General features: G+C 76.1%; 19 protein-coding genes. 14 read left to right on the top strand and 5 right to left on the bottom strand.

Annotated elements, in window-relative coordinates; translation table 11 throughout:
• Positions 1 to 64: 64 nt before the first annotated feature.
• Entirely contained in the window at positions 65 to 856 is a 792-nt protein-coding gene (locus tag AC0IW9_RS11600) for a substrate-binding periplasmic protein (protein WP_471648402.1), read from the top strand.
• A gap of 9 nt (positions 857 to 865) precedes the next feature.
• Here the strand turns inward: AC0IW9_RS11600 and AC0IW9_RS11605 are convergent, their stop codons facing one another.
• Genes AC0IW9_RS11605 through AC0IW9_RS11620 form a run of 4 tightly spaced genes read right to left on the bottom strand, consistent with a single transcriptional unit; the run spans position 866 to position 5899 of the window.
• Positions 866 to 1810: an NAD-dependent epimerase/dehydratase family protein gene (locus AC0IW9_RS11605; RefSeq protein ID WP_471648403.1), complete on the bottom strand. Its 945-nt coding sequence runs from the start codon at positions 1808 to 1810 to the stop codon at positions 866 to 868.
• A 33-nt stretch (positions 1811 to 1843) separates the two neighbouring features.
• Positions 1844 to 3256 (bottom strand): O-antigen ligase family protein, encoded by a 1413-nt coding sequence (locus AC0IW9_RS11610; protein WP_471648404.1) that lies wholly within the window; start codon positions 3254 to 3256, stop codon positions 1844 to 1846.
• Positions 3249 to 4673 (bottom strand): lipopolysaccharide biosynthesis protein, encoded by a 1425-nt coding sequence (locus AC0IW9_RS11615; RefSeq protein WP_471648405.1) that lies wholly within the window; start codon positions 4671 to 4673, stop codon positions 3249 to 3251. Before AC0IW9_RS11615 ends, AC0IW9_RS11610 begins: the two co-directional genes overlap by 8 nt.
• Positions 4670 to 5899, bottom strand: coding sequence for a glycosyltransferase (locus tag AC0IW9_RS11620; RefSeq protein WP_471648406.1), 1230 nt, complete (start codon positions 5897 to 5899; stop codon positions 4670 to 4672). Before AC0IW9_RS11620 ends, AC0IW9_RS11615 begins: the two co-directional genes overlap by 4 nt.
• A gap of 138 nt (positions 5900 to 6037) precedes the next feature.
• On the opposite strand from AC0IW9_RS11620, the gene AC0IW9_RS11625 reads away from it, so the two are divergent.
• A complete protein-coding gene (locus tag AC0IW9_RS11625) occupies positions 6038 to 6970 on the top strand; it encodes a glycosyltransferase family 2 protein (protein ID WP_471648407.1) in 933 nt (310 codons plus the stop codon).
• A 37-nt stretch (positions 6971 to 7007) separates the two neighbouring features.
• Here AC0IW9_RS11625 and AC0IW9_RS11630 read toward each other — a convergent pair whose 3' ends face one another.
• Entirely contained in the window at positions 7008 to 8030 is a 1023-nt protein-coding gene (locus AC0IW9_RS11630) for a glycosyltransferase (protein ID WP_471648408.1), read from the bottom strand.
• A gap of 173 nt (positions 8031 to 8203) precedes the next feature.
• On the opposite strand from AC0IW9_RS11630, the gene AC0IW9_RS11635 reads away from it, so the two are divergent.
• The 12 genes from AC0IW9_RS11635 (at position 8204) to AC0IW9_RS11690 (ending at position 22104) form a co-directional block, all read left to right on the top strand.
• The gene (locus tag AC0IW9_RS11635; protein ID WP_471648409.1) at positions 8204 to 8560 is read left to right on the top strand and encodes an STAS domain-containing protein; all 357 of its coding nucleotides are present in this window, start codon (positions 8204 to 8206) and stop codon (positions 8558 to 8560) included.
• Positions 8561 to 8562: 2 nt separating this feature from the next.
• On the top strand, positions 8563 to 8973 hold the full coding sequence (locus tag AC0IW9_RS11640) for a hypothetical protein (protein WP_471648410.1): 411 nt from the start codon (positions 8563 to 8565) through the stop codon (positions 8971 to 8973).
• Entirely contained in the window at positions 8973 to 11099 is a 2127-nt protein-coding gene (locus AC0IW9_RS11645) for a polysaccharide biosynthesis/export family protein (protein ID WP_471648411.1), read from the top strand. The genes AC0IW9_RS11640 and AC0IW9_RS11645 overlap by 1 nt, the downstream gene beginning before the upstream one ends.
• Positions 11100 to 11103: 4 nt before the next feature.
• Complete coding sequence (locus tag AC0IW9_RS11650) at positions 11104 to 11901, top strand: P-loop NTPase family protein (protein WP_471648412.1); 798 nt, start codon at positions 11104 to 11106, stop codon at positions 11899 to 11901.
• The gene (locus AC0IW9_RS11655) at positions 11901 to 12245 is read left to right on the top strand and encodes an Hpt domain-containing protein (protein WP_471648413.1); all 345 of its coding nucleotides are present in this window, start codon (positions 11901 to 11903) and stop codon (positions 12243 to 12245) included. Before AC0IW9_RS11650 ends, AC0IW9_RS11655 begins: the two co-directional genes overlap by 1 nt.
• Positions 12242 to 13903, top strand: a complete 1662-nt coding sequence (locus AC0IW9_RS11660; protein ID WP_471648414.1) for a sigma 54-interacting transcriptional regulator — start codon at positions 12242 to 12244, stop codon at positions 13901 to 13903. The genes AC0IW9_RS11655 and AC0IW9_RS11660 overlap by 4 nt, the downstream gene beginning before the upstream one ends.
• Positions 13904 to 14000: 97 nt before the next feature.
• Positions 14001 to 15785 (top strand): glutamine--fructose-6-phosphate transaminase (isomerizing), encoded by a 1785-nt coding sequence (gene glmS, locus AC0IW9_RS11665; RefSeq protein WP_471648415.1) that lies wholly within the window; start codon positions 14001 to 14003, stop codon positions 15783 to 15785.
• 8 nt (positions 15786 to 15793) lie between these two features.
• On the top strand, positions 15794 to 16540 hold the full coding sequence (locus tag AC0IW9_RS11670) for an acyltransferase (protein WP_471648416.1): 747 nt from the start codon (positions 15794 to 15796) through the stop codon (positions 16538 to 16540).
• Complete coding sequence (locus AC0IW9_RS11675; RefSeq protein WP_471648417.1) at positions 16537 to 17658, top strand: glycosyltransferase; 1122 nt, start codon at positions 16537 to 16539, stop codon at positions 17656 to 17658. Before AC0IW9_RS11670 ends, AC0IW9_RS11675 begins: the two co-directional genes overlap by 4 nt.
• Positions 17655 to 20036 carry a hypothetical protein gene (locus AC0IW9_RS11680; RefSeq protein WP_471648418.1) on the top strand — a complete coding sequence of 794 codons (2382 nt, stop codon included), beginning with the start codon at positions 17655 to 17657 and terminating at the stop codon, positions 20034 to 20036. The genes AC0IW9_RS11675 and AC0IW9_RS11680 overlap by 4 nt, the downstream gene beginning before the upstream one ends.
• An 89-nt stretch (positions 20037 to 20125) precedes the next feature.
• Positions 20126 to 20659 (top strand): hypothetical protein, encoded by a 534-nt coding sequence (locus AC0IW9_RS11685; protein ID WP_471648419.1) that lies wholly within the window; start codon positions 20126 to 20128, stop codon positions 20657 to 20659.
• The gene (locus AC0IW9_RS11690; protein ID WP_471648420.1) at positions 20656 to 22104 is read left to right on the top strand and encodes a GumC family protein; all 1449 of its coding nucleotides are present in this window, start codon (positions 20656 to 20658) and stop codon (positions 22102 to 22104) included. Before AC0IW9_RS11685 ends, AC0IW9_RS11690 begins: the two co-directional genes overlap by 4 nt.

Genomic DNA, 22104 nt, shown 5'->3' on the forward strand with positions numbered 1-22104 from the left:
GCGCCGCTTGCCATCCGCCCGGCTTCGGCGCCAGATTTCGGGCCGCCACCGGAAAGCGCCAGCCATGCCCCGCCTCCGCCCCCTGTTCCTGGCGCTCTGCCTGCTCGCGGCCGGCGCGGCATTGGCGCAGGATGCCGGCCGGCTGGAGGCGATCCGCGCCCAGGGCCTGCTCCGGGTCTGCATCTGGCCGGACTACTTCGCCGTCTCCTACCGCAGCCCGCGCACCGGCCAGCTCGAGGGCATCGACATCGACATGGCGCAGGCCTTCGCCCGGCGGCTGCAGGTGCGGCTGGACTTCTTCGAGACCAATTTCACCGAATTCATGGACCGGCTGGAGGCCGGCGATTGCGACGTGGCGATGTTCGCCGTCGGCATCACCCCGGCGCGGCAGCAGCGCATCGACTTCAGCGCGCCCTATATCACCAGCGCCGTCTATGGCGTGACCACCAAGGTCAATACCCGCATCCGCGGCTGGCAGGATATCGACAGGCCCGGCGTCTCGGTCGCCGTCGCCGCCGGTACCTTGATGGAGCCGCTGATGCGCGGCACGCTGACCCAGGCGAGGATGGTGGTGGTGCGCCCGCCCGCGACGCGGGAGGCCGAGGTCCAGGCGGGCCGCGCCGATGTCTTCGTCAGCGACTATCCCTATACCCGGCGCATGGTGCTGATGCATGACTGGGCCCGCATCATCGCCCCGCCGGAAGGCTTCGGCCAGACCCCCTATGCCTATGCGGTCGCCCGCGGCGAGGCCGCCTGGCTCACCGAGATCAATGCCTTCATTGCCGCCGCCCGGGCCGACGGCACCCTGGCCCGCGCCGCGGAGAAGCACGGGCTGACGCCCATCCTGCTCCGCTGACGGCCGGCCTCAGGCCGCGTCGCGCCGCGGCGGCGCCAGCGCCGCCAGCGTCGCCCGGATACCCTCCCGCAGGCTGGTTTCGGCGCTGAGCCCCAGCAGCGCCCGCGCCCTGGCCGGGTCGCCGACGGAAGCCCGGATATCGCCCGGCCGCGCCGGCCCCGGCTGCAGCGCCGGCGCGCCTCCCGTCGTCTCGCCGATCACCTGCGCCAACTCGCGGATCGCGGTGCCATGGCCGGTGCAGAGGTTCAGCACGGCGGCCTGCGGCGCCGCCCGCAGCAGCGCCATCGCCGCGACCAGGTGCCGCACCACGTCCAGCACATAGACGAAGTCGCGGGTCTGCCGGCCATCGCCATGCAGCGCCACCGGCAGCCCCGCGGCAATGCGCGCGGCGAAGATGGAGATGACGCCCGAATAGGGCGAGGCCGGGTCCTGCCGCGGCCCATAGACGTTGAAGAAGCGGAAGCCGATGCTCGGCACCGCATGGATGCCGAAGCCGATCGCGGCATGCAGCTCGCTCGCCAGCTTGTCGGCGCCATAGGCGGTCATCGGCGCCGGCCGCGCCGTCTCGTTGATCGCGCCCGCGCCCTGGTCGCCATAGATGGCGGCGGAGGAGGCATAGACCACCGGCACCCGGCCCACCGCCCGCGCCGCGTCCAGCACCGCGACGGTGCCGGCGGCATTCACCCGGTGGGTGCCGCACCACTCCTCGTTGGACCGCGCGACGGAGGCGATGGCCGCGAGGTGAAAGACCCCCGCCGTGCCCTGCGCCGCGCGCCGCACCGCCATGGCATCGGCGACGTCGCCGAGGATGAATTCGCAGCGCGGATCGAGGTTGGCCCGCCTGCCGGTCGAGAGATCGTCCAGCACCCGCACGCGATGCCCCGCCTGCAGCAGCGCGTCGGTCAGGTGCGAGCCGATGAAGCCGGCGCCGCCGGTGACGAGAAAGGTGGCCATGTGCAGCAACTCCCCTGTGCTGCACCAGCATCTTCACGTCGCGTGCCGGGTTTTCTCGCTCCCGGCGAGGCTCCCTGCGGCTTCCCGCGCGGCCTGGGCATAGGGGCCGAGCGCGGCGGCGAGCGCCAGCAGGATATAGACCGGCCAGGTGAAGGCCTGGGTCAGGAAGGTGCCGGAGACGATGAAGCCCGCCATGCCGGAAAGCACCGCCTGCGCCATGGCGAAGCCCGCCGGCTCGTAGCCTTCGCCGCGTGCGGCCGGCGCCAGGGCGTTGCAGGCGGCGATGGCGGTGCGGATGATGCGGACGCACATCATGACGAAGGCGACCAGTCCGGGCAGCCCGCCTTCGGCCAGCACCGCGAACCAGGTGCTGTGCACCGCCTTGGCGAAGCCCTCCCACCAGTCGGAGTAGTAGTAGAAATTCGCCACGTAGCAGTCGAGCCCGACGCCGGTCAGCGGCCGGCCGATCGCCATGCGCCAGGCTGCCTTCCAGGCCTCCAGCCGTCCCATCGCGCTTTCGTCGATGGCGCCGCTTTCCGCCGCGCCGCCGGATTGCCGCCCGCCGACGCCGGCCACGACGGAAAGCCCGAGCAGCCCGATCCCGCCGCCGCCCAGCAGCACCGCCTTCGACCTGATGCGCCGGGCGCCGAAGACGCCGCAGACCGCGACGATGCCGAGCAGCCCGCCGCGGCTCTGCGTCGCCAGGATCGCCGCGATCATCATCCCGGTCCCGGCCAGGCCGAGCAGCCGCGCCATGATGCCGGTCCGCGCCGTCAGCAGCAGCGCGACCGCGAAGGAGAGCGGGAACAGCAGCACCAGCGAGAGGTCGTTCGGGTCGCCCAGCACCGAGCGCATGTCGCGCGCGACCGTCACCCGCGTGCCCTCCACCAGGCCGATGCCGTTGAGGCTGTTGTACAGCGCGACCCCCGAGACCAGCATCCCGGCGACGACGAAGGCGCGGATCGCCAGCGCGAAGTCCCGCGGCCGCCGCGCCAGGGAGGCGATGGCGAAGGTCATGATGGCGATCTTGACGTAGGTATCCTTCCAATAGGCGATGGCGATGTCGCGCCCGCTCGCCAATGGCACGCCGAGCGTGATCAGGCCGAAGAGGATGCTGAAGATCTTCAGCTCCGGCCCCCAGGCGAGGCGCAGCCGCCTGGTCGCCACCCAGGCCCCCAGCACCGCCAGCGAGCCGAGCGCCAGCAGGTTCGGCAGCCGCAGCGGGTTCAGCGCGGGGAAGGCCTCGTGCAGCCGGAAGAAGGTGAACAGGATGAACAGCAGGCAGAGCAGGAAGGGATTGCGGAAGGCGAAGACCGCCACCACCGGCAGGGCGGCGATGACGACCAGCACCAGCGGATGCGGCAGCAGCACGGCGGCACCCGCCGCCAGCGTGCAGGCCCCCAGCGCCACCAGGATCTGGGTGCGGCGGCCGATCGCCTCATGCATGCGCCAGTCCTCCCGGCGCCGCCGCCCGCCGGGGCCAGGGCAGCAGCCCCAGCCCGAGCGCCAGCCCGGCCGCCGCCGCCAGTCCCGACACCGCCGTCGCCAGGCCCAGCGGACCGAGCCCCATCGCCTGCGGCACCGCCGCCGCCAGCCCCACCGCCCCGGCCAGCAGCGCCAGCCGGCCGAGCGGATAGCGGATCGGCGCGCGCCGGGCGGAAAGCCGGTGGAAGGCGACCAGCCGCACCGCCTGGGCCAGCAGCGTCGCCGCCACCGCCCCGGCCACGCCGAGCGGCGGGACCAGCGCCGCATAGCCCGCGAGCGCCACCACCGCGGCCAGCCCGTTCACCGCCAGCGGCTGCGCCCCGGTCCGCCCGGCATAGCAGCCGACATTCACCAGGCTGCCGAGGGACTGCAGCGCCAGCGCCAGGGCCAGCCAGGGCACCATGGCGCCGGCGGGGTGATAGGCGGCGGGCGTCGCCCAGGCGATCAGCACCGGCCCGGCCACCGCCGTCGCCCCCGCCGCCAGCAGCACCAGCGCCCCGCCCAGCCCGACCATGGCCGCGCTGCGCGCCGCGCCATCCGCCTGGCCCAGCAGCGCCAGCCGGCGCGGATACCACCAGAGCTCGAAGGGCTGGGTCAGGCAGGCCGCCGCCAGGGCCAGCTTCACCGCCAGGGCGTAATGCGCCAGCGCCGCCGGCGCCACCGCCCCGGCGAGGAACCAGCGGTCCGCCGAGCCCAGGGCGAAGGCGGCCAGCCCGCTGGCCGTCAGCGGCGCGCCATAGGCCAGCAGCCGGCCCCAGCCCTGCGGCCGCAGGCTCAGCTCGCCCTGCCGCGCCCGGCCGGCCAGCAGCAGCGCGAGGCTGACCGCCGCCGCCGCCACCGCCGCCGCCAGCACCCCGGCCAGCCCGTAGCCGGCCAGCAGCAGCACCGCCGCCAGCCCGGCCTGCAGCACCCCGCGCAGCACCAGGCTGGCGGCATAGGCGCTGGCCCGGCCATCCAGCCGCAGCGTCGCCAGCGGCACGCCCAGCGCCACGTCCAGCGCCACCGCGATGCCCAGCAGCAGTACCTCGACCGGTGCCGCCGGCAGCGGCAGCAGCCCGCCGAGCGGCGCCAGCAGCAATGCAAGGCAGAGCCCCACCCCGCCCAGCGCCAGCCCCAGCCCGCCGAGCCGCGCCACCGCCGGCCGGCCGTCGCTGGCGGCGAAGCGATAGAGCGTATCCACCAGCCCGGCGCCCAGCAGCAGCCCGCCGATCTCGCCGAGGCTCAGCAGCAGCTCCAGCCGGGCGAATTCGGCCGGCGGCAGCACCGCCGTGGTCAGCGGCAGCAGCGCCAGCCCCAGCCCGCGCGCCGCCAGCAGCGCCAGGGCATAGCAGGCCGCCGCCCGCAGCGGCGCCGGCAGCCGGGCGAGCCGCGCCCTCATGCCCGCAGTCCCGCGAAGGCGGCCGAGAGGCTGCGCGCCTGGCCCGCCAGGGTGAAGCCGGCCTCGATCCGGGCGCGGCCCCGCAGGCCCATCGCCAGCCGCTCGGCCGGCGGCAGCCCCGCCAGCCAGTCCAGCGCCGCCGCCAGCGCCGCGGCATCCCCCGGCGGCACCAGCCGGCCGCAGCCGGCATCGAGCGTATCCTTCATCCCCATCAGCGCCGAGGCCACCACCGGCAGCCCCATCGCCATGGCCTCCTTCAGCACGATCGGCCCGGTATCCCGGTCGCCCTCCGGGGTGATGACGAAGGGCGCGACCAGGCCGAGATAGGCGGGCGCCTCGGTGGCGATCCAGGCGCTGTCCCGCGCCCCCAGCAGCCGCACCCAGCGGCCGAGGCCGAGTGCCGCGATCCGCGCCGCGAGCGCCGGCCGCAGCGCACCCTCGCCGACCACGTCGAGCCCCGGCCGCGCCGCCGGCGGCAGCCGGGCCAGGGCCTCCAGCAGCACCTCGTAGCCCTTCTGCGGCGCAAGCCGGCCGATCGCCAGCAGGCGGCCGTTGCAGGCCTGCCCCAGGGCCGGGCGGAACCGCGCCGGATCGACGCCGCAGGGCACCATCGCCAGCCGCGCCCCGGGCGCCAGCCGGCGGAGGTCGGCCAGCATGTCGTCGCAGACGGCGATCGCGAGATCCGCCGCCCGCAGCTTCAGCGCCAGGTCGCAGGGCTGGCCGCGGGGTTGGCCATAGATGTCGAAGCCATGCCCGGTGAAGGAGGCGGTGATCCCCGCCAGCCGGGCGCCGGCGATGGCGGTCGCCGCGGCGGCATGGGCGAAATGCGCATGGACATGGTTGCAGCCCAGCCGCCGGGCGATGGCCGCGACCCGCGCCCCGGCCAGCAGCAGGGATCGCGCCGGCAGGCCGCGCTGCGCCCCGATGAAGCGCCAGGCCCGCGCCAGCGCCAGCGGCCGGGCGAGGGCGGCCCGCAGCGCCGCCCCGGCCGGCTCCGCCGCCAGCTGCAGCGTCTCCGCCCGCAGCGCCGCATCCTCCGGCTGGTGCCGCGCCTCCGCCGCCCGCAGCGCCAGCGGCACCGCCCGGTGGCCGAGCGCCCGCATGGCGCGGATCTCGTTGCTGACGAAGGTCTCCGACAGCACCGGGAAATCGGCGAGGACGTAGAGCACGGCCCGAGGGGCGGGGGCGGGGGAGCGGATGGGCGAATGGGCGGAATCGAACGGCATGGCGGCCTCCAGGTGCCGCGGCCAGCAGCAGCCGCCGTGCCGCCCGCCGCCGCCCAATGCCTCGCAGCCTGCGAGAGGCCGTCGCCGCGGCCGGCCCGGCCATTGCTCACCCGGCGGAGATACTTCCCGGAGTGGCCCATGCCCGAGACCCCGCCCAGCGTCAGCATCATCATCCCCGCCCGCGACGTCGCCCGCTGGCTGCCGCGTGCCCTGGCCTCCATCTGCCCCCGGCCGGATCTCGAGATCCTGGTGGTGGACGATGGCTCGACCGACGGCACCGGCCTGCTGCTGGCGCATGCGGCGCGGCACGACCCGCGGCTGCGGCTGCTGGCCGGGCCGGCGCGCGGCCCCTCGGTTGCCCGCAACCTGGCGCTGGCCGCCGCCCGGGCGCCGCTGGTCGCCTTCCTCGATGCCGACGACCGCTGGCGGCCGGGAAAGCTCGACCAGCAGCTCGCGCTGCATGCGGCCCGGCCGGAGCTGGGCTTCTCCTTCACCGACTACCGGCACGTGACGATGGAAGGCGAGGACCGCGGCACCTGCTTCGCCTTCTGGCCCCGCTTCGCGGCGCGCCATGCCGGCCGCAGCGAAGGCTTCACCCTGGGCGAGGATGCCCTGGCGCAGCTCTATGCGGAGAATGTGGTGGGCACCTCCACCGTGGTCGCCCGCACCGGGCTGCTGCGCCAGGTCGGCGGCTTCGGCCAGATGCTGCCCTCGGCCGAGGACTGGGACCTGTGGCTGACGCTGGCCGCCCGCGCGCCGGTCGGCTGCCTGCCGCGGGTCCTGGCGGATTATTCCATCGGCCGGCCCGGCGCCACCTCCCGCAACGGCACCGCCCGCCTCGCCGCGCTGCGGACCCTGGCACGCCAGCACGGCCCGGCGGCGAAGCGGCAGGACCCCTCCGCCCTGGCCGCCTGCGCCGCCCGGCTGCTGGTGGCGGAAGCCGAGGCGGCGGAGGCCGGCGGCCGCGCCCGGCGCGGCGCCCTGCTGCGGCTGGGCGCGCTGCTGCGCCAGCCCAGCCGCCGCCATGCGCGCGAAGCCGCGGCGGGGCTGCTCGCCGCGGTGCGGGCCTGAACTGGCCCAAGGGGAGGGGCCCTCGCTGCTCCTCCCATCACCCCGCCAGCGCCGCCGCATAGGCTTCCCGCACCCGCGCCACCCCGGCGACGCGGCCGAAGCGCCGCTCCACCGTCGCCCGCGCCGCCCGGGCCATCGCCGCCCGCGCCGCATCCGGCAACGCCCGCCAGCGGCGCAGCGCCGCGGCGAAGCCCTCGAGGTCGCCCGGCGCCACCAGGAAGCCGTCCACCCCCTCGGTCAGCAGCTCCGGCAGGCCGCCGATGGCGAAGGCCGCCACCGGCACGCCATGCGCCATCGCCTCCAGCGCCGCCAGCGGCAGCCCCTCCGCGCGGGAGGTGACGGCAAGCAGGCCGATCCCGGCCCAGGCCGCCTCCATCCCCGCGACCGCGCCATGGAAGCGCAGGCCATCGGGTGCCATCGCCGCGCAGGCCGCCCGCAGCGGGCCATCGCCGAAGACCGCGAAGCGCGCCCCGGGCTCGGCGGCGAAGCCGGCCGCCAGCCGGCAGAACAGGTCCGGCCCCTTCTCCGGTGCCAGCCGGCCGACGAAGGCGATGGTCCCCGGCGCCGCCGCGGCCGCCACGGCATCCTCGGGCAGGGCCACGAAATTCGGTGCCAGCACGCCGCCCCAGGGCAGCCGCGCCAGGATCGGCCGGCTCACCGCCAGCCGGCCGCCGAGGCCGGAGGTCCAGCGGTCCAGCGCATCGTACAGCGCCAGCCGTCCCGGCGGCCTTTCCCCGGCATGATAGGTGGCGACCACCGGCACCCCGGCCAGCCGAGCCGCGACCCGGCCCAGCAGGTTCGCTTTGTAGCCATGGGTATGCAGCAGCCGCGGCCGCCCGGCGGCGATCGCCCGCCGCAGCGCGCCGAGCCCGCCGGCCAGGGCAACCCAGGGCAGCCCCGCCGCCGCCAGCCGCTGCCGCAGCGGATGCGCGCCATGGTCGGCGAGGAAGACCACCCGCGGCCGCAGCCCCGCTTCCCGCAACCCCGCCGCCAGCTCGGCGACATGGCTCTCGATCCCGCCCATGCCGCGGCTGTCGAGCAGCAGCCATATCTCGTCCATCGCCGATTCTCCGCTCCGTCGCCGTCGCGGGCTGCAGCGGCCGTGCCAGCGCGGCCTCGCAGCGCGCGAGGCCGCCAGCGAAACCACCCCCCGCCCGGCCCTGGCACGCCCCTTGCCCTTATCGCAACGACCCCGGCGGCGATTACGCTGGACAGGATGGAGAGATTGGGACGATGAACCTCGCGATACGCATTGGGGAGGATGCTCTGACGCTTTCGCTCAGCGGGCGACTGGACGCCGTGGCGGCCGATGCGCTGCGGCCGGCGGTGGAGCGGGTGGTCGCCGACGCCCCGCAGGCGGTGGTGCTGGATCTCCGCGGCGTCGGCTTCCTGGACGGCGCCGGCCTCGGCGCCCTGGCCTTCCTCGCCAAGCGCCTCGGCCGCCGCCTCACCCTCGCCGGCGCGCAGGGCCAGCCGCTGGAGCTGCTGCGCCACCTCGGCCTCGCCCGGGTCTTCGGCCTGCCGGCCGCCCGCGCCGCGCGCCGTCACCAGCCCCTGGCGGCCCTCGCCTGGGGCACGCCGGCGCATTGAGCATGCGTGGCGGCCTCGCGGGCCTCGCCCTGGTGCTGCTGGCCGTGCCGCTGCTCGCCGGCTGCACCAGCTGGCCGCCGACCGGCCAGGGCGGCCTTGCCGAGGCCATGCCGCTGCCGCCGCCGGCCGCGCAGGAAGCCCCGGCGCTGCGCCGGCGGCTGGACTGCGACCTGGCGCGCTTCGACCGCCTCGCCGGCCTCGCCGAGGCCCAGGGCCGCCTCTCCGGCCGCATCGAGCTCGCCCGCCGCACCGCCGCCCGGGCCAAGCGGGAATACCTCGGCGGGCTGCCCGGCGATGCCATGGCCACGCTCGACCAGCTCGGGACCGAAGCCAGCGCCATCCGCCTGGCGCTCGGCACCCTGCCGGATACTCCCCGGCCCATAACGGTCCAACCCACGACGGAATGCCGCTGATGCGCTGGCGCCTGCTGCTCCTGGTCCTGGCCTGCGGCCTTGCCTTCGTCCAGCCGGCCCGGGCGCAGCCGGGCGGCACATCGGGCAACGGCGCGGTGCGGCTGAACGTCGGCGACGTCATGCAGGTGCTGCTGCCGGGCGAGGAGGGCTTCGCCACCCCCTTCGCCATCGACCGCGAGGGCCGGCTGACCCTGCCCGAGGTCGGTGCCGTGGAGGTCGCCGGCCTCACCCTGGCCCAGGCGCGCGAAAGGGTCCGCCAGGCCCTCGCCGGCAGCTTTCGCGACCTCACCCGCTTCGGCCTGGTGCTGAAGGAACGCCGGCTGCTGCTGACCGTCTTCGGCTTCGTCCGCGCCCCCGGCCCGGTGGAGCTGCCGGCCGGGGCCAATGTGCAGATGGCGATCAATGCCGCCGGCGGCCTTTCGCCCGGCGCCCAGCTCGACCGCATCCAGCTCCGCCGCGGCGGCCAGACCAGCGTCTTCGACTACAAGAGATGGCTCGACAGCGGCGATGCCCGCGGCCTGCCGGCGCTGCGCCCGCTGGACGAGATCTTCGTCCCCGCCAGCCCGATGACCGGCAATGTCGAGGTGCCCTTCGATGCCCGCAGCCTCGCCGCCGGCGACGCGGCGGAGGACCGCGCCTCGGTCCGCGTCTTCGGTGAGGTGAACCAGGCCGGCACCTTCGCCTGGCGGGACGGCATGACGGTGATGGATGCCATCATGCGGGCCGGCGGCGTCACCCGCTATGCCGGGACCGAGCAGATCCGCCTGATCGCCGGCGCCGAGCCGCGGGTCTTCAACCTCAAGCGCTTCCTCGATACCGGCGATGCCGCGCTGAACGCGCCGCTCGCCCAGGGCACCACCATCTTCGTCCCGGTGCAGACCGAGGAGGTCCGCCAGGGCCCCCGCGTCGCCTATGTGATGGGGGAGGTGGCCCGGCCCGGCGCCTTCGAGATCCGCGCCGATACCGGCTTCTTCGACCTGCTGGCCAATGCCGGGGGCCCGACCCGCTTCGCCGAGACCCGCCAGCTCCGCATCATCCGCGCCGATGGCCGCACCGTGGTCGCCTTCGACCTCGGCGGCTTCGTCGAGGGCGCCGGCGGCCGGCCGCCGCAGATCGCCCCCGGCGATGCCGTCTTCGTGCCGGAGAAGACCCAGGGCAGCGAGCAGGCCTCCTGGCTCCGTACCCCGCCCGGCCGCGCGGTGCGGGTGCTCGGGGCGGTGCGCGCCGCCGGGCGCTTCGAGTGGTCCGACGAGATGAGCCTGATCGACCTGATCGCCCAGGCCGGCGGCCCCAACGAACGCGGCGACCTGACCAATGTCCAGGTCCTGCCCGGCGATGCCGGCGGCCGCGCCACCAGCTTCAACCTGCAGCGCTTCCTGACCGAGGGCGGCCGCATCGCCGCCCTGCCGCGCATCCGCGCCGGCTATACCGTGAATGTCCCGGAACAGCCGGTGACGCCGAACGACAGCCGCGCCACCTGGCTGCGGCAATCGACCGAGCGCTCGATCTACCTCATGGGCAGCGTCGGCAAGCCCGGCCGCTATGCCTTCGAGGACCGGCTGAGCTTCCTCGACGTGCTGGCCGCCGCCGATGGCCCGACCACCTCGGCGGATATCCTCAACATCCGCGTCACCCATCGCGGCGAGGCGCGGGACCGGGTGACGCGGCTGAACCTCGCGCAGTATTTCGAGACGGGGGACGAGAGCCTGCTGCCGCGCATCCGCCCGGGCGATGTCATCTACGTCCCCGACCGCTCCCGCAGCTGGCTGGAGATCCCGGCCAATCAGGTGGTGCGGGTGCTGGGCTCGGTCGGCAAGCCGGGGCGCTACCAGTGGCACGACGGGATGAGCCTGCTCGACCTGCTGGCCGAGGCGGGCGGGCCGACGGCACAGGCCTTGCAGGACCGCATCCTGGTGGTGAACCTGTCCTGCTGCACCCAGCAGGCGCGCGGCTTCGACCTGCCGGCCTTCGCCCGCAGCGGCGACTTCCGCCAGGTGCCCGTGGTCCGCGCGGGGGACACCGTCTATGTGCCAAGCTCCTCGCAGAGCGACTGGCGCATCTTCTTCGACAACCTGCGCGACGTCGTCTCGGTGGTTTCGATCCTCGCGCTGCTGAAGGCCCTCTGACACCATGCGCCTCGATCCCCGCCATCCCGAAACCGAAGCCCTCTGGCGCGCCGTCACCGGCGCCGGGGTCCGCAGCATCGCCGTGGTCGCGGCGCGGCCGGGGGAGGGCTGCTCCTCGGTGGCGGAGGCGCTGTGGCGCCGCGCCGCCTGCGCCGGCCGCTCCGCTCTGCTGGTCGACCTGAACACCGAGCATCCCGGCCTCGGCGCCCGGCTCGGCCGCCCCCGCGGCGGGGAGCGCCAGCTCGTCACCGACCAGGGCGTGGTGACGCTGGAACGCCGGCGGGACCCGGGCGGCCTGCGGCTGGTCGCCGATCGCCGCGGGACGGAGATCGGCGAGCGCCGCGCCGTGGCGGGCGAGGCCCAGCGGCTCGGCCATGGCGGCCTCGGCCTGCTGGCCGAACCCGGCGCCGCGGCGATCGAGGCCTGGCGCGACCCGGCCCGGCTGCGGGAGGCGGTGGCCGGCTGGCTGCGCGACTGGGATACCGTCGTCATCGATACCGCGCCGCTGGTGGCCGGCACCGCCCAGGGCGTGCCGGGCCTCGCCGCCGCCGCCGCGGCCGAGGCCTCCCTCCTCGTCATCCTCGCCGGCCGCACCCCGACCTCCGCCGTGCGGGAAGCCAGCCAGGCGCTGCGCAAGGCCGGCGCCCGGCTGCTCGGCACGGTGATGAACGACCGCGACAATCCCTCGCTGCGGGCCGAGCTCGAACGCCAGGCGCTGCGGCTGGCCCGGCTCGCCCCGGCCATGGCCGCCGGCCTCGCCCGGCGCATCCGCGGCTCCGCCCTGCTGGGGATGCGGATCTGATGCCGCCCATGCTGGTACCGCCCGTGCTGGATGCCGCCACCCTACGGCAACTGGCCGAGGATCTGGCGCCGGAGGACTTGGCCGAGGTGGCCCGGCGCTATGTCGAGGACAGCGCCGCCATGCTGCGGGCGATGCAGGCCGCCGCCGGCGACGCCACCGCCTGGCAGCGCGCCGCGCATCGCCTGGCCGGCGGCGCCGGCGGCATCGGCGCCGCCGCTGTCGAGGCCCTGGCGCGCCGGCTCATGGATACCCCGCCGCCGCCCGACCCGGCGCCGGTGCTGGCCGCGCTCGCCGCCGCCATCGCCGAGTCCCATCAGGCATTGGAGGCGACGGTCGGCCGATGAGCAGCGCCCTGGTGCTGGTGGTCGAGGACAGCCCGGTCCATGCCGCCCTGGCCGAGGCCATGCTGCGCGACCTCGGCACCCGCATGGTGCTGGCGGCAACCGCCGCCGCCGGCCTGGACGCCGCCCGGCGGGACCGCCCGGATGCCATCCTGCTCGACCTCGAATTGCCCGACGGCAGCGGCTTCGGCCTGATGCAGCAGCTGCGGGAGGAAGGCATCGACAGCGCCGTCATCGTCGTCACCGCCAATGCCTCGATCGGCACCGCGGTGCAGGCGATGCGGGAAGGGGCGGCGGATTTCGTCGTCAAGCCCTATGCCAAGGCGCGGCTGACCACGACGCTGGGCAACGTGCTGGACCGCCGCGCCCTGACGCGCGAATTGCAGCAGGTGAAGGCGCAGCTCGGGCGGGACCGCTTCCACGGCTTCATCGGCGGCTCCCCGGCCATGCAGGCGGTCTATCGCACCATCGAGAGCGTCGCGCTGCGCCGGGCCAATGTCTTCATCACCGGCGAGAGCGGCACCGGCAAGGAACTCGCCGCGGAAGCCGTCCACAAGGCGAGCCCACGGGCCGGCAAGCCCTTAATCGCGCTGAACTGCGCCGCCATCCCGCGCGACCTGCTGGAATCCGAGATCTTCGGCCATGTGAAGGGTGCCTTCACCGGCGCCACCGACAACCGCATCGGCGCCGCCAAGGCGGCCGATGGCGGCACGCTCTTCTTCGACGAGATCGGCGAGATGCCGCTCGAGATGCAGGCCAAGCTGCTGCGCTTCGTCCAGACCGGCAGCTTCCAGCCGGTGGGCGCGAGCCGGCCGGAGAAGGTGGATGTCCGCTTCGTCTGCGCCACCAACCGCGACCCGCTGGCCGAGGTCGAGGCCGGCCGCTTCCGCGAGGACCTGTACTACCGCCTCTATGTCGTGCCGATCGAGCTGCCGCCGCTGCGCGAGCGCGGCGAGGACGTGCTGCTGATCGCCCGGCATTTCCTGCGGCTGATGGCGAAGGAGGAGAACCGCGGCTTCCGCGGCTTCGCCCCGGCGACCGAGGCGGCGCTGCTCGGCTATCCCTGGCCCGGCAATATCCGCCAGCTGCAGAACGTGGTCCGCAACGTGGTCGTGCTGCATGACGGCGATCGGGTGGAGCCGGCGATGCTGCCGCCCATGCTGCTGCGCGGCGCCAGCATGCCCGCCCCGGCGCGCGCCGCGACCCCCGCCGCCTTGCCGCCCGCCGCCTTACCGATCGCCGCCTGGCCGATCGTCGCGCCGCCGCCTGTCGCGGCCCCGATCGTCGCACCGGCTGCCTGGATGCCGCCACCCGCCGAGCCGGAATCGGAGCCCGGCCCCGGGCTCGACCTGCCCGCGTCCCCCGCCGCCACGCCGTCCCCGCCAGAGCTGGCCCCGCCGGAGCCGGCCCCGCCAGAGCTGGTCCCCCCAAAGCTATCCCTGCCGGAGCCATCCCCGCCCGGCGTCCCCGCCGATGTCTGGGCCTTCGACCTGGCGGACATGAAGACCATCGAGAAGCGCGCCATCCTCGCCGCCCTGCTCCGCGCCGGCCAGGACGTGCCGCGCGCGGCGACGCTGCTCGGCATCAACCCCGCCACCATCTACCGCCGCCTCAATACCTGGCGCGCCGAAGGCAGCCTGCCGCCCGCCTTCTCGCGCTGAGTCGCCGGCCGCCTCGCAGCCAGCGAGAAGCCACCGCAATCCGCTGGCACGGCCGATGCCCTGGAAGCCCTGAACCCTTGCTCAGGAGCATCCATCCATGTGCGGCATCGTCGGTCTGGTCGGCAGGAAACCCGTGGCGGCCGATCTCGTCGCCGCCCTCGGCCGCCTCGAATACCGCGGCTACGACAGCGCCGGCGTCGCGCTGACCGGGCAGGAGATCTTCCTGCACAAGGCCATCGGCCGCGCCCGCGACCTGTCCCCCGCCATCGATGCTGCGGCGCCCGCCGGCCGCGCCGGCATCGGCCATACCCGCTGGGCCACGCATGGCCGGGCGGAGCTGCGCAACGCGCATCCGCACGCCTTCGCCAATGTCGCCGTGGTCCACAACGGCATCATCGAGAACCACGCCGCGCTCCGCGCCGGCCTCGCCGCCCGCGGCCATGCCTTCGCCTCCGAAACCGACAGCGAGGTGATCCCGCATCTCCTCGCCGAGGCCCTGGCCGAGGGCGCCGCCCCGCGCGAGGCGCTGGCCCGGGTCTGCGGCCGGCTGGACGGCAGCTTCGCCATCGCCGCCCTGGTGCGCGAAGCGCCCGGCCAGCTCTTCGTCGCCCGCCGCGGCAGCCCGCTGGTGCTCGCCGAGGGCGCCGGGATGCGCGCCGTCGCCTCCGACCCCGCCGCCCTCGCCGGCCTGCCGCTGCGCTATGCCGCGGTGGCGGAGGGCGAGGTGCTGGCGCTCGACGCCGAGGCGATGCGGACCGAAGCGCAGGGCGACCGCCACTGGCAGGCCGTCATGGCCGGCCGCGCCGCCGGCGGCGACCGCGCCTTCCGCACCGATACCCGCTGCGAGATCGCCGAGCAGCCCGAGGCCCTGCGCGCCACCATCGCCGCGCTCGCCGGCCGCGCCCTGCCGGCGGGCCTGCTGCGGGCCAGCCGGCTGGTCGTCGTCGCCTGCGGCTCCTCCCTGCTCGCCGCCGGCACCGCCCGGGCGGCCATCGAGCAGGCGACCGGCCTGCCGGTCGACCTCGAGGTCGCCTCCGAATACCGCGACCGCCCGGTGGCCCCGGCTCCCGGCACCGCCGCGCTGCTGGTCTCCCAGTCCGGCGAGACCGCCGATACCTTCGCCACGCTCGACCGGCTGCGCGCCGCCGGCTGCCCCGTCATCGGCGTGGTCAACGTGCCCGAAAGCGCCATTGGCCGGGCCGCCGACATGCTCTGGCCGACCGCCGCCGGGCAGGAAATCGGCGTCGCCGCCACGAAGAGCTTCACCGCCCAGCTCATGGCGCTGACCATCCTCGGCCTCCGCCTCGGCGAGGCGCGCGGCACCCTGGCCCCGGCGCAGGGCGCCGCGCTGCGCGCCGCCATCGCCGCCGCCCCCGGCGTCACCGCCGCGGCCGCCGCCGCGGAACCCGCCTGCATCCGCATCGCCCAGCGCCTGGTGCGGGAGAGCGAGGCGCTTTTCATCGGCCGCGGCCCCGGCGCCTTCCTCGCCGCCGAGGCGGCGCTGAAGCTGAAGGAGCTGTCCTATCTCCGGGCCGAGGGTCTCGCCGCCGGCGAGCTGAAGCACGGCCCCATCGCGCTGATCCGCGAAGGCACGCCGGTGGTCGCCATCGCCCCCGGCGGTCCCGGCCTGGGCAGGCTGCTGGCGAACATGAGCGCGGTGCGGGCCCGCGGCGCCTGGGTGGTGGCGCTGACCGATGCCGCCGGCGCCGCCGCCGTGGCCGAGGCCGCCGACGAGGTGGTGGTGCTGCCCGGCGCCGGCGAGGCCGAGGCCCCCTTCGCCGCCGCCGTCGCCCTCCAGCTCATCGCCGTCCATGCCGCCCTGCTGCTCGGCCGGGACGTGGACCGGCCGCGCAACCTCGCCAAGTCGGTGACGGTGGAATGACCGGGGACATGACGAGCGACACGAGCAGCGCCATGACCATCGGCCCCGACCTCCGGGCCTGGGTGAAGCGGGGCGAGGGCCCTGTCGCCCGCATCGCCCGCCGCACCGTCCTCGGCCTGCGCGCCGCCCGCCTGCCGAGCATCCGGGCGATCCATGGCCCGCTCCGCCAGGGGCTGGCCGCCGGCCGCGCCGGCTTCGCCTGGCTGGCCCGGGCCTGTTGGTGGACCCCGCTCTTCCTCACCCAGGTGGAAACCCCGGCGCCCGGGCTGCGGCTCGAGGGCGGGATGCCGCTGGTGCTGGGGCGCCTCCGCATCCGCCTCGGCCGCGACGTCCGGCTTTCCGGCGTCGCCACCCTCAGCGGCCGCCCCGCCAGCGCCGACCCCGTGCTGGAGGTCGGCGACAACTGCGACATCGGCTGGCAGAACACCATCGCCGTCGGCACCAGGGTCAGCCTCGGCAACAACGTCCGGCTGGCCGGGCGGGTCTTCCTCGCCGGCTATCCCGGCCACCCGATGGAGGCCGCGGCCCGCGCCGAGGGCCGGCCCTGCACCACGGACCAGGCGGGCGACATCGTGCTGGAGGACGACGTCTGGCTCGGCACCGGGGTCATCGTGCTGGCCGGCGTGCGGATCGGCCGCGGCACCGTGGTCGGCGCCGGCAGCGTGGTGACGCGGGACCTGCCGCCGGGCGTGGTCGCCGCCGGCGCCCCGGCCCGGGTGGTCCGACATCTGGCGGTGCGGGGCCTAGCGCCATGACCGCCGACCTGATCGTCTTCGGCGAGGACTGGGGCGGCCATCCTTCCTCGACCCAGCACCTGGTGCGGCACCTGGCGGCGGACCGGCAGGTGCTCTGGGTGAATTCCATCGGCCTGCGGCGGCCCCGGCTGGATGCGGCGGACCTCGGCCGTGCCTGGCGCAAGGCCCGCGCCGCGCTGGCGGGGCCGCGGCCGCGCCCCGGCCCGCAGGCGCCCTTCCCGGTGCTGCAGCCGCTGGCGCTGCCGATGGCGCAGGGCCGGCTCGGCCGGGCGGCGAACCGGGCGCTGATCGGCCGCGCGCTGCGCCCGGCCGCGGCCGGGTTGCGCCGGCCGGTGGTCTGGGCCTCGCTCCCCTCCGCCGTCCAGGCCCTGGGCGCGCTGGGGGAGGCCGCCGTGGTCTATTACTGCGGCGACGACTTCGGCGCCCTGGCCGGGGTGGACCATGCCGCGGCCCTGGCGATGGAGGCCGAGCTGGCCGATCGCGCCGGGCTGATCCTCGCCGCCAGCCCGGCGCTGGCGGCGAAATTCGACCCGGCGAAGACCCACCTGCTGCCGCATGGGGTGGATGCCGCGCTCTTCTCCAGCCCCGCGCCCCGCGCCCCGGATCTGCCGATGGATGGACCCGTCGCCGGCTTCTACGGCGGGCTGGCGCCCTGGCTGGACCTGGAGCTGATCGCCGCCACCGCCCGGCTGCTGCCGCATTGGCGCTTCCTGCTGGTGGGCCCGACGCAGACCGACCTCGGCGCGCTGACCGGCATCCCCAATATCATCCGCACCGGCGCCCGGCCGCATGCGGCGCTGCCGGGCTATGCCCAGCACTGGGCCGCCGGGATCATCCCCTTCCGCGACACGCCGCAGATCCGCGCCTGCAACCCGCTGAAGCTGCGGGAATACCTCGCCGCCGGCCGGCCCATCGTGACGACCGACTTCCCCGCCCTGACGCCCTATCGCGCCCATGTCGCGGTCGCCGGAACCCCGGCCGGCTTCGCCGCCGCGCTGGAAGCCGGCCGGCGGGAGGATGCGGCCGCCGTCGCCGCCCGCCGCGCCGCCGTCGTCGGTGAAAGCTGGGCCGCCCGCGCCGCCACCGCCGCCCGCCTCATCGCCGGATTGGCCGCATGACCGCCCGCCTCCTCCGCCTGCTGCTCGCCCTCGTCACCCCCGGCTTGGCCCTGAGCTTGGCGCAAGCCGCCGAGCTGCGGCTCGACCTGCTGTCCCGGCCGCTGCCGCCGCTGGCGGAGCTGGTGCTGCGCGGCGTCAACCGCACCGATGCGCCCGCGCTGCTGGTGCTGCGGATCGACGATGCGCCGGCCCCGGCCTATGCTGACCGCGTCAATGCCGAGCGCCTGGTGCCGCCCGGCCCCTTCACCCTGCGGCTGCGCCTCGCCCTGCTGGCCACGCCGCGTGGCCGCGCGCCGGACCTTGTCCGCCTGCGCCAGGCCATCGCCTTCGTCCCCGATGCCGCCGGCATCGCCCTCGACTCGCTGGTGATCGAGGCGCCGCCCGCGCTGCCCCCCGGCCTGCGCGGCTGGTCCTTCGCACCCGAGGGCGCCGCCCCGCTGGCCGGCTTCGAGGCCATCGCCGCCGCCGATCCGCGCCTGTCCGGCCCCGGGACCCAGCGGCCCCGCCCGGTGCGGCGGCCCGGCGGCGATGCGCTGCTGGCCCGCGGCATGGCCGGCATCACCCGCTTCGCCACGCCGCTGCCGCCCGGCGCCTGGCGCATCACCCTCTGGACCGAGGATCCCGGCGAGTGGGAGACCCTGCCGCCGCTGGTCGAGCACCGCATCCGGGTGAATGGCCAGGACCTGCTGCAATTCCGCCGCTCGGCCGAGGACTGGGTCCGGCAGCGCTACCTGGCCGGCCAGGCCGCCGAGCCGACCGGCGCCGAGCCGCCCTTCGAGAGCCTCGGCGCCCGCCGCGGCGGCCGGGTCGGCGGCATCGTCACCATCGGCGCCGAGGGGCTGGTGGTCCAGCTCGCCGGCCATCCGCAGGCGGCGACGCATCTGGCCGCCATCCTCGCCGAACCCGCCGAGGTCCCGCCGCGCGGCGCCGCCCTGGTGGAGGCCCTGCGCGCCGCCCGCTTCGCCGAGGACTGGCCGGTGCTGGCGCGGCCCGCCGCCGCCCGGCCGCCGGCCCTGACCCTCACCGGGCCGGATGCCCCCGTCGCCGCCGCGCCCGGCGGCCTCGCCCTGCTGCGTTTCGAGGCGAGCGGCCCCGGTCCGATGCCCCTGGAGCCAGACCTGGCCTGGGACGGCCCCTGGGATGGCGGGCCGTTGCCCACGCGCCTGCTCTGGGGCCAGTGGCGCTGGCGGCGGCCGGCACCGGAGACGCCGGGGCTGGTCCTCTCGGCCGCGCATCTGCGGGCCGATGCGGCCGCGCTCACCCTGGCCGATGGCCTGCCCCGGCCCCTGCTGGCGCTGGTCACCATTCCGCCGGAGGCCCCACCCGGCCGCCATCGCCTGCGCCTGCGCCTCGCCAGCCCCGGCCGCGACGCCGTGGAGGCCCTGGCCACCGTCGAGGTGCTGCCGGTCCGGCGCCCGGCGCCGCGCGCCCGGGTCGGCGTCTGGCTGGACTGGACGCCGCATCTCGCCACCCTGCCGGAGACCGCGCCCCAGGCCCGGCGCCAGGCCGGCTGCGACCTGGAATCCCTGGCGGGCCTCGGCCTGACCGCCATCGCCCCGCCGCTGGCGACGCCCGCGGATGCCGCCGGGCTGGCGGATTTCCTCGCCGACCTCGGCGCCGCCACGGCCCGCTTCCCGGCGCCCATCCTCGCCTATGCGCCGCTGCGCCGGCTGCGCGATGCGCTCGGCCCGGCCGGGGCGGCCCAGGCGGTGGTCCGGGCGGAGGCGGCCGCCGCGGCGCGCGGCCTGCCCGCCCCGGTCTGGACCCTGGCGGATGAGCCGAGCGGCAGCGGCACCACCGGCACCGCCCGCGCCCTGGCCCTCGCTTTACGCGAGGCCGGCAGCAAGGTGGCGCTCGCCGGCCATCTGAACGACCCGGAGGATGCGGCGCTGCTGCCATTGCTCGCCCTGGTCACCGTCAACCCGCGCTTCGGCGCCGATGCGGCGGATATCGCCCGGCTGCGGCGGGCCGGCAGCGCGCCCTGGCTCTACAACATGCCCCGGCTCCGGCTCGGCGGCGGCTTCCACCTTTGGCGCAGCGGCGCCGACGGGCTGCTGCAATGGCATGCCCGGATGCCCACCGCCGATGCCTTCGACCCGACCGACGGGCGGGAAGGGGATGTGCAATTCCTCTGGCCCATGGCCGAGGTCTGCGCCCCGCCCGACCTCGACGCCGAGCTGCTGGAGCTGGCGGAGGCGGCCGAGGACCTGCGTTGGCTTGCCTGGCTGGAGGCCGCTGCCGCCGCGGAGCGGCCTAAGGCCGCCGCCCTGCTGGCCCGGCTGCGGCGGGAGGTGCCGGAGCGCTGGGTCGCCGCCGCCGCCCTGCCGCCCGGCCAGCCGGGGCGCTGGCGCGACGCCATCACCGCCCTCGCGCGCTGACCCGCAGCCTGCGAGAGGCTCCTGGCATGACGTTTGACTGGGGCAGGGCGCGGCCGCCACCTTGCCCGGGCCGCCGCACGGAGACCGCCATGCCCCGCCAGCCCCATGCCATCCTGGTCGCGTCCCTGCTGCCGGCGCTGCTCGCCGCCGGCTGCGCCACGCGCGACCCGATGGCGGCCCTGCCCCCGGCGGAACGGGCGGCGCTGCTGGCCGAGCCGGGTGGTGCTCCGGGCGGCCCCTCCGGCCGCGTCTCGGTGGCGGAGATGCTGTCCCGCGCCCGCGGCGTCGCCGCCACGCCGGCCGCCCCCGCCCCGGCGCCCGCCTCCCCCAGGGCGGCCGAGCCGCTGGTCCTGCGCTTCACCCCCGACGCGGTGCAGCCCGATGCCGCCCAGCGCGCGGCGATCGAGGCCTTCGCCGGCCGCGCCGCCGGCGGCCCGCGCGTGCTGGTAGTGGCACACCGGGCCGAGGCCGCGTCCAGCGGCGATGCCCTGCTCGGCCAGCGCCGCGCCGTCGCCGTGGCAAGGCTGCTGGAGCCGCGCCTGCCGGACGTGGAATTGCGCTTCGAACCCGGCGCCGCCGCCGGCGAGATCGTGCTGCTGCCTGAGGGGAGCCTCGGCCGATGAGCGCCGCCGCCGCCACCCCGCCGCCCTTCGCCGAGCTGGCGCATGCGCTGCTGGCCGCCGCCTGGCGCCGCCGCTACGTCATCGCCCTGCCGCTGCTGCTGCTGCCGGTGCTCGGTGGCGCCATCGGCTCGCTCGTGCCGCTGTCCTACGACACCCGGATGAGCATCCTCGTGCAGGAGCCGGGGCGCTTCAATCCCTTCCTCGAGGACCTCTCGGTCCGCAGCAACCTGAAGGACCGGATGGACGGGCTGCGCGCCCTCCTCACCAGCCGCCACGTCCTGCTGCCGGTCGCCGAGGACCTCGGCATGGTCGGCCCCGGCGCCAGCGAGGGCGACCAGTCCCGCGCGGTCGGCGCGCTCGCCGCCGATGTCTCCGTCCTGCTGATCGGCCAGGAGATGGTGGAGCTGCGCTACCGCGCCCGCCGGCCGGAGGGGATGGACCGCATCCTCGGCCGCATCGGCGAACGCTTCATCGAGCGGGTGCGCGGGCCGGAGGACAGCTCGCTGCGCGACAGCGTCGCCTTCCTCGAACAGCAGCTTGGCCAGTCCCAGGCCGCGCTCGATGCGGCCGAGACGGCGCTGGCCGGCTTCCGCGCCCGCCATGCGGCGCAGCTTCCCGAACTGCGCTCGGCCAACCTGCTCCGCCTCGCCCAGCTCCGGGAACAGCTTGCCGAGCGCGAGGTGAGGCTGGCCGGGGCGGAGCGCGAGGTGGCGGCGGTCGCCGAGCGGCTGCTGACCACGGACCCGGTGGTCGGCCGGGTGGAGCAGGACGTGGTCGCCGCCCTGGCGGAGCTTTCCGCCCTCCGCGCCCGCTACACCGATGCGCATAGCCGGGTGCAGGGCGCGCAGAACCGGCTGGAACGGCTGGAGGCCGAGCGCGCCGCGCTGCTCGCCCGCGCCGGCCAGGCCAGCGTCTTCGACACCGCCAGCCTGTGGAATTTCGCCGCCGTCGCCGCCCAGCGGGGGGAGGGGTCGCAGCCGCTGCTGGTCTCCCAGGTCGCGGCGCTCGAGGCCGGCCGCGCCCGGCTCGCCCAGCTGCGCGGCGAGACCGCCAATATCCGCGCCGCGACGCAGGAGCTGGAGGCGCATATCGCCGGCTCCGGCGAGGTCGAGCGGGAGCTGAAGGGCCTCGAGCGGGAGGCGGCGGTGAAGGCCGAGCTGACCCAGCAGCTCCGCACCCGCTTCGAGCGCGCCCGGGTCACCGCCGACCTCGCGCGGCAGCAGGCGCCGGAGCGGATCAAGATCATCGACCGCCCCTACGAGCCGACGGCGCCGACCAAGCCGATGACCATGCTCTTCGCCCTGGCCGGCATCGCCGCCGGGCTGGTGCTCGGCCTCGGCCTCGCCATCCTGCTGGACCTGCTGGACGGCACCCTGCGCCGCATCCGCGAGACCGAGACGCTGAGCGGCGCCCCCGTCCTCGCCCGCTTCCCGCGCGCCGCCTGA

The sequence above is a fragment of the Belnapia sp. AC561 genome (assembly GCF_979252845.1).